This is a genomic window from Kordiimonas sp. SCSIO 12603 (assembly GCF_024398035.1).
GTDB lineage: Bacteria > Pseudomonadota > Alphaproteobacteria > Sphingomonadales > Kordiimonadaceae > Kordiimonas.
The window spans coordinates 2,308,784-2,321,502 of sequence record NZ_CP073748.1; the positions used below are offsets into that span (position 1 = coordinate 2,308,784).

The following is a 12,719-nucleotide window of genomic DNA, read 5'->3' on the forward strand; positions in this document are numbered from 1 at the left end:
TTTTTTATGCCAATAAAAAAGGCGCCTAACAGGCGCCTTATAAAATAATATATCTGTCAGATATTATTCAGCAGCTTCTTTTTTTGCGACAAAAGAAGGTGTTTCTGTTTTATCTGATTTTGCCTCTGTAGGGCTGTTCGTATGAGCAAAATGACCTGTTAGCTTAGCACCAGCTTCAACTGACAAACTCTCATGATAAATATCACCTTCAACCACAGAGCTTTTTTCAAGCCTTACAGAACGTGCACGTACTTCGCCGTTAACTTTGCCGCGGATAGTTACGTTGTCTGCTGTAATCGTACCTTTAACAGAGCCTGTTTCGCCCATTACTAGGCCGCCACATGCTAGATCGCCTATAATGTTGCCGTCTAGCTGTAGTTCACCGATTGTGCGGATGTTACCTTCAATTTGAACATCTGAGCCAATGATGGATGGCGTTGCTGTCGCTGATGCGCGAGCAGTCATACCTGAATTATTCGCTGGTTTCTTCATCTCTTCCCTGGATTTTGAGAACATTATTTGCTGCCTTTAAGAAGGGGGCTGGGTCTCTGACTTTGCCATTAAACCAGATTTCGTAGTGGAGGTGGGTGCCTGTTACACGGCCTGTTTTACCCATATCTCCAACCCGTGTCCCTACGGTTACTTCTTCACCTTTTTTAACACGTAACTTGCGCATATGCCCATAGCGGGTTTTAAAGCCATTTCCGTGTTCAATTTCTACCATTCGGCCATATGGGCCAAACCAACCTGCATGAACTACTTTACCTGGGGCCGTTGCATAAATCGCGGTGCCAGGCCAACCAGCTAAATCAAGTCCAGGGTGGTTCGCCCAAGTTTTCTTGAGCGGATCACGCCTGCGACCAAATTTGCTGGAGACGTAGTATTTTTCTGCAGGTTTGCCTACAGGAAAACTATCTAGCGCATTTGTGACCATCTCAAGGCGAAGCCATTCATTATTTAAATCATCAAATGTTTTATGATCTGTTGCTTCAAAAACAGCAGAGAAGCCGGTTTCTGGCACATAAGGCCCACCCATGCCGTATGTATCAGCATTGCCGTCCATGTGCGTTAGGATATCGTCTGTTGTCAGCTTTGTTGGCTTTAATGTTTCTTGAATAAAACTGCTGTCAGCCTGTAATTTCGCAAGCATTGCATTTGCAAAGTTGCGCTGCTGTGCTTCTGCATTCTCTAAACGAGTGAGGAGCGATTTCCTACGATCAATGTTCGTTGCTACTTCCGTTGCAGCGGCAGGCTTAGAACCTAATAACTCTTGAAAGAGTGACGATGTTTTTTCTTCATCGCTTCTCGGTATTATCGTTTGCGGTTCCTGGTCTGAAACTTCAAGCGACGTGCTTTCGTCAACTACCACACCTGTTTTCTTAGCCATTTCTTCTAAGAATTTTTGGCGTTCTTCCAGCTGTTTTGTGCGTCGTTCTACCTCAACTTCTAGTGCAGAAAAATCGCTGGATAGCGATTGATACTGGTTAGACATTGTTGAGATAGTTTTATTTTTTTCTTCAAGCTTTAAATCACGCGTCAGGTACGCATAAGTTGTAATACTACCCCATATGAGAAAGCCTGAAAGTGCCGTCGACATACCAATTTGCGTATAGCTACCAATAGTAAGAAATCTTACTCGGCCCTCACTACGCAAAAACAGCTGACGTTCAGGAAAATATTTTCCACGCCAACTGTGAAATTTCTCTTTAAAAGACAATTCGTTAGTCAAAGTTTCCTCGCGCTAAAGCGCCCCTCGCCAATCGTTCAACTTTCGCACTACTTATCTATATTTGCTTTACACAAAAGCTTATTGGGCTGCATTCCAACCATTTTGGACCAAAAGGTCAAGCCATTTATGAGCTTTCGAGCATATCAGCTAAAGGTTCATAGAAGCTTACAGGCATACCTGCCTTGTTGCGGGCGGGTACATTGAAAGGTCGTTTAAGTTGTCCTTTGAAGTATGCCTGCACTAAATCCTGAAACCATTCTTCTGGGTCAATTTCGCCTTTTTGAGCAAGAAACTTAAACCAACGTGAACCTGCGGCCACATGGCTGATTTCTTCCTCATATATGGTTTTAAGGACATCCGCAGATGCCTCATCGCCATTCTTCCTGAACTGCTCAATCATGTTTGGTGTTACGTCTAGGCCTCTGGCTTCAAGAACCATGGGAACAATGGCAAGCCTTGCGGGTAAACTTTCTTTAGTATCTATAGCCGATTGCCAAAGGCCGTCATGGGCCGGTAAATCACCGTACAAGCAATCAAGAGACCTAAGGCGGCTGGATAGCATAGTGAAGTGCCGTGCTTCATCATCTCCGATTTTAATCCAATCATCGGTAAAACTGCGAGGCATCATGGCACCAAAGCGTGCTACGATATCAAAAGCTAGATCAATGGCGTTTAACTCAATATGTGCAACCGCATGTAAAAGTGCACGGCGGTTGCCATCGGTACCACCTTTTCTTCGTTTTGGCATCTTAGCAGGATCAAGTAGTTCCGGTCGTTTTGGTCGGGCAGGGCGATCTGGCGGCATATTGGGGAATTCAAAAGGCATGCGGCCTGTTTTCCAGGCCGCCGCAACCATTCTTGCTCGTTCGGCTTTTTCTCGCGCTTTTTCTGTTTTCAGAACAGCAATGGCAGCTTCGCCAATATTTTCGAAAGCAATGCTCATTGTCGTTACAGTGCTTGAGTAGCTTCCAGTACGGCGTCAACATGGCCTTTTACACGTACCTTGCGCCATATTTTTTGGATGATACCTTCAGCATCAATTAGGTATGTTGCTCGCTCAATGCCCATATATTTACGGCCATACATATTTTTCTCTACCCAAACCCCATATGCTTCAATCGCGCTACCTTCTTCGTCGGATACTAGCTGAACAGTTAGATCATGTTTTGCGATGAATTTTTCATGTTTCGCAACGGTGTCTTTAGACATACCTAACACTATGGTATTCGCATCTGAAAAAGCAGCTGCCTGTGCCGTAAAGTCTTTAGCTTCTGTCGTGCAGCCTGAGGTATCATCTTTGGGATAGAAATAAAGCACAACGTTCTTGCCGCGAAGATCACTTAATTGAAGTGTTTCACCGCCATCTACAGGTAGTTTAAAATCTGGTGCTACAGCTCCAATTTCAAGTGTCATTTCATATCCCTTGTATTAAGCAATTTGATTTGCTGCCGTTTCTATCAGGCTTTGATAAAGTTTGTATATAAAATCTTGATGCTTCGCTAATTGGTTCTCTAACTCTGCAAAATTCTTTTTTTGTGTTGTTTGGAGCATTATCAATTTCAGGCCTTCAGGAATATCTTCACCAGAAGCAGGTGCACTACCGACAGAAAGCCGTAGAAGCGATTGAATTTGCTGCATATATTCATGAGCTGCATGCATACCAGTTTGTTCAGCATCTGATAGAGCGCCAATGCCATTCAGTTTGTTAATCGCTTTGGATAAGGTGGGGGTGAAAATATTGGGATGCCGATTACCATGCAGGAGCATCAGATACTGGCAAATGAATTCCATATCAACCAGGCCCCCTTGGCAATGTTTAACAGCCCATTTATTGGCAGAGCCAAACTCTGAGAATAATTTAGTGCGCATGTCATGAACTGCTTGAACTAGTGATTTTTCCTCTCTCACCTTTGTTAGAACAGTTTCTATTGCTCTTTCCAAGGGAGCGTGCATGGCCTTAGGGGCGAGAATAAGACGTGCTCTGGTTAAGGCCATATGCTCCCATGTCCAGGCACTGTTTTCATAGTAATCCTCAAAAGTTTTGAGTGTAACTACGAGTGGCCCTTGAGATCCTGATGGTCGAAGACGTGTGTCTACTTCAAATAATCTGCCTTCAGAAGTAAGCGCTGTTATTGCGGTAATAATATTCTGGCCAAGGCGAGAATAATATTGGCTTGGACTTAAGGGTTTCTCTCCATCAGAAGCTATGCATTCCCCTTCGATATGATACAAAAACACAATATCAAGATCTGAGGTATGCGTAAGTTCTTTACCGCCATATTTGCCCATGGCGAGTATAGCAATACCGCCGCCTGGAAAAGTGCCGTGACGGCGGGAAAATTCTCTTTCAACTGCTGGGACAAGCAATTCAAGAGTAACGTCTGCAACACGGGTGAGGGCAGAGCCAACTTCTTCAACGCTAGCAATGGATTCTAGAAGATGAATTCCTGCGCGGAACTTTTGTTCCGCTACAAAGATTCTTACAAAATCCAGAACATCCTGAAAATCCCTAGCAGCGGATAACCTGATTTCGAGATCCTGTTTTATGAACTGGTGATCTTCAATGGGTTCAAAAAAATGAGGTTCTAAAACCATATCCCAAAGGGTTGGTTTTTTTGCAAGTGTTTCGGCAAGGGCTGGTGCAAGGCCCATGACACGTGCCAAAAGCATGAAAAGGGACGGGTTGCTTTGCAATAATGAAAATAGTTGAACGCCGGCGGGCAGCTGTTTCAGAAATTTATCGAACCGCATTAACGCCGCAGCAGGATTGTCAGTTTTTGAGAATGCTATGATGAGAGAAGGTAAGCATTGATCTAATAGCCGCTTTGCACGGTCTGTATATAGGGCCCGATATTTACCGCTCCTCCAGTCCTTAATCGCAGATAAGCAGCCCTCAATATTCGGGAAACTGTTTTCTTCAAGCTGTTGCTGGATCGACATTTCAGAGCAAAGTGTATCGCCTGGCGCTTGGTCATTTGGCAGCAGTTCTGCATAAATCTTACTAACTTTAGCGCTGTGCATTGATATAGCATCAAATAACTCAGCTTCAGATGAGAAACCAGAAAATAGGGCTAATCTCTTAATCTGCTCTTGTTCGCTGGGGATGCTATGGCACTGTTCATCATTCACCATTTGAATACGGTGTTCTATTGTCCGAAGGAAGATATAGGCCTCGATTAAAGCAGCTGTGTTTTCTTCTGAGACCAATTCCTGCTTAAGTAGAAGTCTCAAGGCCTCCATTGTTCCTTTAATTCTCAGGTTTGGATGTCTGCCTGCATGCAACAACTGATTTATTTGCGCATAAAACTCAATCTCGCGGATACCTCCTTTGCCCAGTTTTACATTGTAATCAGGGCCCACAGCTAAATCGGTATGTTGATAGTGGCGGTCAATTTGGTTTTTGATACTGGCAATATCCTTGAGAGCAGCGAAATCCATATGTCTACGCCACACCCAGCTAGATAGAGATTGAAGATATTGTTCTCCAGCCTGTCTGTCCCCAGCGACTACACTGGCTTTGATCATTGCAGAACGTTCCCAGTTAGCTGCCATAGAATGATAATAGCTTTCAGCGGCATAAACGCTGATAGCAACAGGTGTGGAGCCTGGATCAGGTCTGAGCCTCAAATCAGTACGAAAAACATACCCATGCATGGTGCGTTTTTCGATAATTTGCATCAGTTCCTGTGTGATTTTAATATAGCACTGCGCTGGTGTTTTATTTCCAGAATAATGAACTAGTTCAGGATCGAATAGGGCAATAAGATCAATGTCCGATGAATAATTCAGTTCGCCTGCGCCTAACTTTCCCATTCCAAGAAGGAAATAGCCGCTATTTCGGCCTAAGGATGGTGTAACAGGTTCTACTTCGCCATCTGGCCAATTTAGCTCACCTTTTTTCATACGTTGATGCAAAAGATGCGAAAGGCCAATATCAAGCGCCAGGCTGGCAAAATCACTTAATGCTTTAGTAATCTGCATAAGTGGCCAAATATTGGATACATCTGCGACTGCTGTAAGGAGAGCAAGCTTGCTTTTACAGTTCCTCAAGTATGCCATTAAGTCGTTGGTTGTTTCACCACCGGGCCGTGCTTTAGCCATTTCGGTGAATAGCTTTTCTAACTCTGATTCTAAATCTGAGCAGAGGTATGTGGTAATTTCATCCGTAAATCGTATAGCAAGCGATGCCAGATAAGGGCTGTTACCAAAAATGGCCGCTGATTTTGCCTTTAAGTCGGCTATTTTATCTTCGTCATCGCTTGAAATACAAAGAAGTGCCCAAATTTCGTCGGCTTTTGCCGTATCATAAGCGGAAGGGTATGGACTGATGGGTGCGGACATGCTCTACATCCTGATACATGGATTGGATTTGAAGATAGTGTTAAATTTGAACCAGATGAAATCAAGTGCGCAATTGATATTGAGGGAAAGTGTGTGAAAACTGTTCAGCCTTTAACACGCTTTTCAGCTATTATTGTTCGTACTGGCATCTGGGGACTAACTACTATCGTGTTATTGATGTGCCTATTATTCGCACGTCTTTTCTTTGCTCCTATAAATTTGGATTTTGCGAGAGAAAACATCCTCGATCAGGCGGAAACCATTTTGCCTGGTTGGCATGTTTCTTATGCATCTGCTGATATTGGTTGGGATTGGCGGTCTGTTAGGCCCTGGCTAGCGATAAAGGATATTCGCCTAGTTGATAGGCGGCAGCGGTTAACAGCAGATGTTCCCGAAATACGTATTGGTACAAGCTTTAGTCAAATTCTCACTGGTGTACGTGTTTCAACAGTAGAGATAGACAGAGCAAATATTAAGCTTCTTGATATTGGTGGTTTTAGTGATGATACCGATGGAAGTGTATTTGATGATCTGTTTGTAAATGGCTCTATTCCGAAACCAGAAGTTTTAAAACCAGTGACAGAAGCTTTCAGTCGTTTTGGGCGAAGATTGATGCAAAGAGCGCCAGCGCTTGACAGTATTATTCTGAATGACTCGGTTGTTGAAATTAACAGAGGAGCTACATACGGAGCTCTACCTATATCGATTAAAAATCTGGCGCTGGACCGTAATGACAGAACTCTTGGGCTTACGTCCCAGCTGGATGTTACGTTTGCGCAAACGCCTACCAGACTGCGATTGATTGGGAGTACAGAACCTGATTTTGGCGAGGTGTCTGTTTCTGTCGCTTTTAGTGAACTTACGCCAGCTGATCTTCTAAGTATCCCAGGGGCACCTGGTTTTCTGAGTTACATCGAAGTGCCGTTTGGCCTTGAGTTAACGCTTGAAATGGGCGCTGATGTTGGGCTCCGTTCGGCAGGTTATGAAATCGTACTAAGCGATGGGTATTTAACAAATGAAATAAGTTATCCGGTGCCAGCACCTATTCGGTATGGCGTGATTACGGGTAGCTATAGTGTAGCTGAAGATACATTCTCACTAGATCAGGTGGAAATAGGAATAGAAAATTCGGTCGTTCGCGGCGATGGCCTTCTATTTTGGGAAGACGGTGTTGAAACGCCGGGTATGCGAGTTAATCTGGAGATTGATGAAACAGACGTAGCCGAAGTTCTTAAATACTGGCCAATTAAAACTTTCCCAGACGGTAGGCACCGAGGAGCAAGGGCTTGGGTTTCCCAGCATATGCTTAAGGGAACGGTTAGAAACACCAAGTTTCAATATATCGTTGAAACAGATGGTTCCTCGCCTTTTGAAGATGATAGTTCGTTACTATTAACTTTTGATTTCGAAGATTTGGACACGCATTTTGTAAAAACAATGAAACCTCTGCGAGACGCTAGGGGAAGAAGCGTTTTATCTGAGAACAAGTTTGAGGTTTTTGTTTCTGAAGCGAATGTCGAAGGCCTTGCGGTTGACGGCTCTCGTGCTGTTCTATCCAATATCAACGTTAAAAATGGTTCGCATGGGAATTTCAATATTAATATGCGGGGCCCTGTCGGCGAAATATTAACGGTACTTGATGATCATCCAGTTAGTATTTCGAAAAAAATGGGGATTGGATTGGACCGTCTAGCTGGCGATGCGAATGTGCAAGCTCTCCTTAGTCTGCCTCTTTATAAAAAAGTTGGTGGGGGCTTAGATGTTGAGTACGATATTAATGCAGATATAACAGGCGCTGTTGTTAAGGATATTCTGAACGGCGAAGGTGTGAAAGAGGCTACAATGGCCTTGCGTTTAACACCCGATGAGCTGCAGGCGGATGGCTCAGGCTTGCTTAATGATGTTGCTGTTGATTTTCATTGGACTGAGAACTTTGCTGCTGGTCGGCTTGATCCTGTTGCGGATACAACGAATATTGTTCTCACCGGTATGGTTGGTGAGCAGGAATTAGCACAGTTAGGTGTAGATGTATCCGAATATTTAGAGGGAAAAACTGTGGCGGAAGCCACATTCTTAGGGCGAAATTTTAATTTCCGTATGGGGTATTTTTCCGCTGATGCTGCTCAAGCAGCATTAAAACTTGATGTGTTAGGGTACCGAAAAGAACCAAATTATGCGGCCAATTTGAATGGGTTAATATTTTTTAATGGTGAAGAGGTGAAGATCTCGCCTCTTTCTGTAAAAGGTGAGGATATTGATCTGACTGCTGAGATTGATATTCTTGGGCGCGCAGACCAATTTACCGTTAAAGCGAAAGCTGAACAGCTAGGTCGGAATAAAGGGCTTGTTGCGGAAGTTTTCAAAGATGCCTCTAATGACATTTCCGCCACGCTCACAGCTGATACACTTGATATAGCGCCTCTCATAAGCGAACAGGAAAAACCAGCGGAAGTGACGCCTAAACAGAGTACTGCGCAAGTAGTTAGCCAAGGTAGTGGCTTAAATTACAATCTAGATGTCACGGCGGCAGATTTATTACTTTTAAACGGTGCGAAATATAAGAACATTGAAGCAGGTATTAGTTTCAAGAACGACGAGCCTGAGGCTATGGACATAAAAGGTGAGGGTATTGAAATTACTGTTGCACCTGATGAAGTTAACGGGCGTGACCTCAATATTGAGACGAATAATGCCGGTGAATTCCTAAGAGGTATAGGTGTTCTTTCACAATTACATCGTGGTGACATGACATTAACGGCGAAAATGAGTGGTTGGGGCAGTAGGCTACATCTTCAGGACGCATTAATGAAAGCTTCGGCTACCAAGTTGGTAGCCACTAGCCAATTAAACGATGAAGTAAAAACTGGCACGATTTCAGGGCTGGATGAATATCTGGAATCCGGCGCAATAGATTTAGATGTTATCGATCTACCGTTTGAACTCGAAAATAACCTTCTGGATATCTCCAATATGAAGGCCAATGGCCCTACATTTGGGATGACAATGGAAGGCCAGATTGATGCAAATTCAGGTAAGATTAACATCAATGGTGTTATCGTGCCGGCATATGGCATCAATAGCTTACTTGGTAAAATCCCGCTTTTAGGTGGCTTATTCTCGGGAGGGGAAGGTAAAGGTCTCTTTGGTGTCACTTACCGTGTTAAAGGGCTGACGGATGACCCTGAAGTTAATATCAGTCGTCTATCCGGCATAGCTCCCGGCTTCTTACGTCTTTTATTTGAAGGCAAAAAAGGTAAGGTTGCTGATGTTGAAGAAGAAGCCCCAAAACCAGAACCAACTGCTGCTGATAATCCAGAAGCAATTTCTGAAAACGTTCCAAAAGAAAAAGGCCCTGCATAAATATGCAAAGCCTTTAATGTCAGGTACTAACAATCTGGTATCTATTCTGGTTTCACCAGAGCGTGACGTTTTTTGCCAGCAGATAACTTGATCTGTCCATCTGCAATATCTGCCGCCGCGACAGTTACTTCTTCAGAATCGACTTTCACATCATTAAGTTTTGCACCACCTTGCTTGATCAATCGGCGCACTTCACCTTTGGAGGAACCAAGCCCAGCTTGAACAAACAGGTCAATAATATTGATGCCTGCGTTTAGAGTGTCAGACGAAACGTTGATGGTTGGCAGATCTGCACCCGCACCGCCTTTTTCAAATGTTTCCTTTGCTGTTGCTTCAGCTGTTTTCGCAGCATCCAATCCGCGACAAAGTTTTGTAGCTTCATTCGCTAGAATAATCTTTGCATCGTTGATCTCGCGGCCTTCAAGAGCTTCGAGGCGGGCAATTTCATCCATTGGAAGCTCTGTAAACAGACGTAGGAAACGACCAACATCCGCATCAGTTGTGTTACGCCAGAATTGCCAGTAATCATAAGCTGGGAGTTGAGCTTCATTCAGCCAAACAGCGCCATTCGCGGTTTTACCCATCTTTTTACCGTCTGATGTTGTCATCAAAGGAGTAGTAAGGCCGAAAAGCTGGCCTCCGCCCATACGGCGTGCGAGTTCCATTCCGTTTACAATATTACCCCACTGGTCAGAGCCGCCCATTTGAAGGGAAACGCTCTCACGTTTTGCCAGTTCCATGAAATCATACGCCTGAAGAATCATGTAGTTGAATTCAAGGAAAGTCAGCGGCTGTTCGCGGTCAAGGCGCAGCTTTACGCTGTCAAATGTCATCATACGGTTAATGGTGAAGTGTGGGCCAATCTCACGCAAAAATGGGATGTAGCTCAAGCTGGAAAGCCAATCATCATTATTGACCATTTTAGCGTCTGTTTTACCGTCACCAAATTCAAGAAGCTGGTTAAAAACAGTGAAAATACCATCCAGGTTATTCTGGATGATTTCGTCTGTCATTAACTGACGGCTTTCGTCGCGGCCTGAAGGATCACCAATTTTACTGGTACCGCCGCCCATAAGGACGATTGGTTTGTTACCAGTCTTTTGTAGCCAACGCAGCATCATGATCTGTACAAGGCTACCCACATGAAGAGACGGGGCTGTACAGTCAAAGCCGATATAAGCAGAAATCGGACCCTCAGACATTTTTTTATCAAGGGCTTCAAGATCAGTTACTTGATGAATGTAACCACGTTCCTGAAGGATATTTAGAAATTCCGATTTTAACTGTGTCATAGGTTTGCCTATCTGGCCTTATTTTACTGGTTGGATTAATAAATTGTTTCAGAGCAGGCTGATGTACCATAGGGTACGGAAAAGGCAAAGCCCAAGAGGGTGGTTTTGGTGAAATGAAGGGGTTTTATGACTGTTTTAGGGGAAACTGGGGAAGTTAAGTGCGCTATTGGCCTTATGAGCGGCACATCAATGGATGGAGTAGATGCTGCGATGCTTTACACAGACGGTGTGAGAATCGAGCGTATGGGGCCTTCTCTTACTATTGAATATCCGCAGGATCTTCGTGATCGCATTCGTAAAGGTCTCGATTTAGCATATAGTGCGGGCCCAGATGACGACGTGCATCCGCACATCAGAGAACTTGAAACAGAAATCACTGATTGGCATGCGCATGCGGTAGAAGAACTTCTTTCAGTAACTGGGCAGAAGCCTGATGAGATTGATCTGATTGGTTTTCACGGCCAAACACTTACGCACCGCCCTGATAGAGGGTGGACATGGCAAATCGGTGATGGTGGCCGCCTGGCTGGAAAGACAGGCATTACTGTCGTGAATGATTTCCGAACGGCTGATGTTAAAAACGGTGGTGAGGGTGCGCCTTTAGTGCCGCTGTATCATGCTGCTCTTCTTGCACGAGCAAGAAAACATCAAACTGTGGCAGTGCTCAATATTGGCGGTGTTGCCAATGTGACATGGGTCTCCTTCGAAAATAGCACAGATGATCCTGAGATTATTGCGTTTGATACGGGGCCGGGGAATGCAATGCTTGATGATTGGGCGAAAATCCATACAGGTGAACCATGCGACATGGATGGAGCACTTGCTGCACGTGGTCGCTCTCATGATGAAGTGGTAATGGGACTTCTCGCTTCTCCATATTTTGATGAAGAGCCTCCGAAAACTCTGGATAGGGACGATTTCAATATCCAGACGGTTCGAGGTCTTTCGCCGGAAGATGGTGCAGCATCACTTACAGATTTTATGGTGGAATCAGTTGTTGCAGCCCAAAGTCATTTCCCAAAGCCGCCTGAGGCTTGGTTTGTTTGTGGTGGTGGGCGCCATAATCCAACAATTATGAGACGTTTGCGTAAACGGATACCAGTTCTTGTTGATCCGGTTGAAGTTCTTGGATGGCGGGGTGATGCCTTGGAAGCAGAGGCATTTGCCTTTCTTGCCGCGCGAAGTGAAAGAGGGTTACCGCTTAGTATTCCGAGCACAACAGGGTGTGCTGCACCAACAAAGGGTGGGGAAATTCATTCCCCTCAGAAAAAGCGTTTCCGCAGATAATATCTGCGGAAACTATATCAATTACTCGGCTGCCAAACGCATATTTAGGTAGCCGTTTACTGAAGCCATTAAAGCGTTTAGCTCAGTTTCAAAGAAGTGGTTTGCCCCCTTGATCACATCATGGTGGATTGTGATTGCCTTCTGTGTTTTCAGCTTTTCAACCAATTTTTGAATAGAAATTGGTGTAACCAGATCATCATTATCCGCCTGAATAATAAGGCCTGATGACGGACAAGGTGCCAGGAATGAGAAATCATACTGGTTTGCAGGTGGGGCAACTGAAATAAAGCCGCGAATTTCTGGGCGACGCATAAGAAGCTGCATTCCAATCCACGCACCGAATGAGAACCCTGCAACCCATGAACCTGTTGAATTCGGATTCATAGACTGTAGCCAATCAAGCGCTGATGCGGCGTCAGATAGCTCGCCAATGCCATTATCGAATTCGCCTTCACTGCGGCCAACCCCGCGGAAGTTAATTCTCAGTGTTGCAAAACCACGGTGCGCAAACGCGTGGAAAAGATAGTAGGCAACCTTATTGTCCATTGTGCCGCCATATTGCGGGTGAGGGTGGAGAATAAGAGCCACTGGCGCAGTATCTGTTTTACCCGGTTGGTAACGTCCCTGAAGTCGGCCCGCAGGACCGTTAAAGATAATTTCTGACATAATGAAATTCTTTTTGCGCTTTTCGTTGATATATGTTTTTGACC

9 protein-coding genes are annotated in these 12,719 nt (G+C 44.6%); 2 read left to right on the forward strand and 7 right to left on the reverse strand.

Annotated elements, in window-relative coordinates; genetic code table 11:
• Positions 1–63: 63 nt before the first annotated feature.
• The 5 genes from KFE96_RS10640 to KFE96_RS10660 form a co-directional block, all read right to left on the reverse strand.
• Positions 64–492: a polymer-forming cytoskeletal protein gene (locus KFE96_RS10640; RefSeq protein ID WP_255832581.1), complete on the reverse strand. Its 429-nt coding sequence runs from the start codon at positions 490–492 to the stop codon at positions 64–66.
• Positions 473–1,729 carry a peptidoglycan DD-metalloendopeptidase family protein gene (locus KFE96_RS10645; RefSeq protein WP_255832582.1) on the reverse strand — a complete coding sequence of 419 codons (1,257 nt, stop codon included), beginning with the start codon at positions 1,727–1,729 and terminating at the stop codon, positions 473–475. The genes KFE96_RS10640 and KFE96_RS10645 overlap by 20 nt, the downstream gene beginning before the upstream one ends.
• A 124-nt stretch (positions 1,730–1,853) precedes the next feature.
• Positions 1,854–2,672 (reverse strand): ferritin-like domain-containing protein, encoded by an 819-nt coding sequence (locus KFE96_RS10650; RefSeq protein WP_255832583.1) that lies wholly within the window; start codon positions 2,670–2,672, stop codon positions 1,854–1,856.
• Positions 2,673–2,677: 5 nt separating this feature from the next.
• On the reverse strand, positions 2,678–3,142 hold the full coding sequence (locus KFE96_RS10655) for a peroxiredoxin (RefSeq protein WP_255832584.1): 465 nt from the start codon (positions 3,140–3,142) through the stop codon (positions 2,678–2,680).
• 15 nt (positions 3,143–3,157) lie between these two features.
• Positions 3,158–6,070, reverse strand: coding sequence for a bifunctional [glutamine synthetase] adenylyltransferase/[glutamine synthetase]-adenylyl-L-tyrosine phosphorylase (locus KFE96_RS10660; RefSeq protein WP_255832585.1), 2,913 nt, complete (start codon positions 6,068–6,070; stop codon positions 3,158–3,160).
• A gap of 93 nt (positions 6,071–6,163) precedes the next feature.
• Here KFE96_RS10660 and KFE96_RS10665 point away from each other — a divergent pair, with 93 nt between their 5' ends.
• Positions 6,164–9,430, forward strand: coding sequence for an AsmA-like C-terminal domain-containing protein (locus KFE96_RS10665; RefSeq protein ID WP_255832586.1), 3,267 nt, complete (start codon positions 6,164–6,166; stop codon positions 9,428–9,430).
• A gap of 41 nt (positions 9,431–9,471) precedes the next feature.
• Here the strand turns inward: KFE96_RS10665 and tyrS are convergent, their stop codons facing one another.
• Positions 9,472–10,722, reverse strand: coding sequence for a tyrosine--tRNA ligase (tyrS, locus tag KFE96_RS10670; RefSeq protein ID WP_255832587.1), 1,251 nt, complete (start codon positions 10,720–10,722; stop codon positions 9,472–9,474).
• Between the two features lie 126 nt (positions 10,723–10,848).
• Between tyrS and KFE96_RS10675 the strand changes: the two genes are divergently transcribed.
• Positions 10,849–12,009, forward strand: coding sequence for an anhydro-N-acetylmuramic acid kinase (locus KFE96_RS10675; RefSeq protein WP_255832588.1), 1,161 nt, complete (start codon positions 10,849–10,851; stop codon positions 12,007–12,009).
• 21 nt (positions 12,010–12,030) lie between these two features.
• Here the strand turns inward: KFE96_RS10675 and KFE96_RS10680 are convergent, their stop codons facing one another.
• A complete protein-coding gene (locus KFE96_RS10680; protein ID WP_247018912.1) occupies positions 12,031–12,675 on the reverse strand; it encodes an alpha/beta hydrolase in 645 nt (214 codons plus the stop codon).
• Between the last annotated feature and the right edge of the window lie 44 nt (positions 12,676–12,719).

What these genes read in the sequence shown, in the direction of transcription:
- tyrS (WP_255832587.1), bottom strand. Translation starts at nt 10,722, where the DNA reads ATGACACAGTTAAAATCGGAATTTCTAAATATCCTTCAGGAACGTGGT.
- KFE96_RS10680 (WP_247018912.1), bottom strand. Translation starts at nt 12,675, where the DNA reads ATGTCAGAAATTATCTTTAACGGTCCTGCGGGCCGACTTCAGGGACGT.
- KFE96_RS10640 (WP_255832581.1), bottom strand. Translation starts at nt 492, where the DNA reads ATGAAGAAACCAGCGAATAATTCAGGTATGACTGCTCGCGCATCAGCG.
- KFE96_RS10650 (WP_255832583.1), bottom strand. Translation starts at nt 2,672, where the DNA reads ATGAGCATTGCTTTCGAAAATATTGGCGAAGCTGCCATTGCTGTTCTG.
- KFE96_RS10660 (WP_255832585.1), bottom strand. Translation starts at nt 6,070, where the DNA reads ATGTCCGCACCCATCAGTCCATACCCTTCCGCTTATGATACGGCAAAA.
- KFE96_RS10675 (WP_255832588.1), top strand. Translation starts at nt 10,849, where the DNA reads ATGACTGTTTTAGGGGAAACTGGGGAAGTTAAGTGCGCTATTGGCCTT.
- KFE96_RS10655 (WP_255832584.1), bottom strand. Translation starts at nt 3,142, where the DNA reads ATGACACTTGAAATTGGAGCTGTAGCACCAGATTTTAAACTACCTGTA.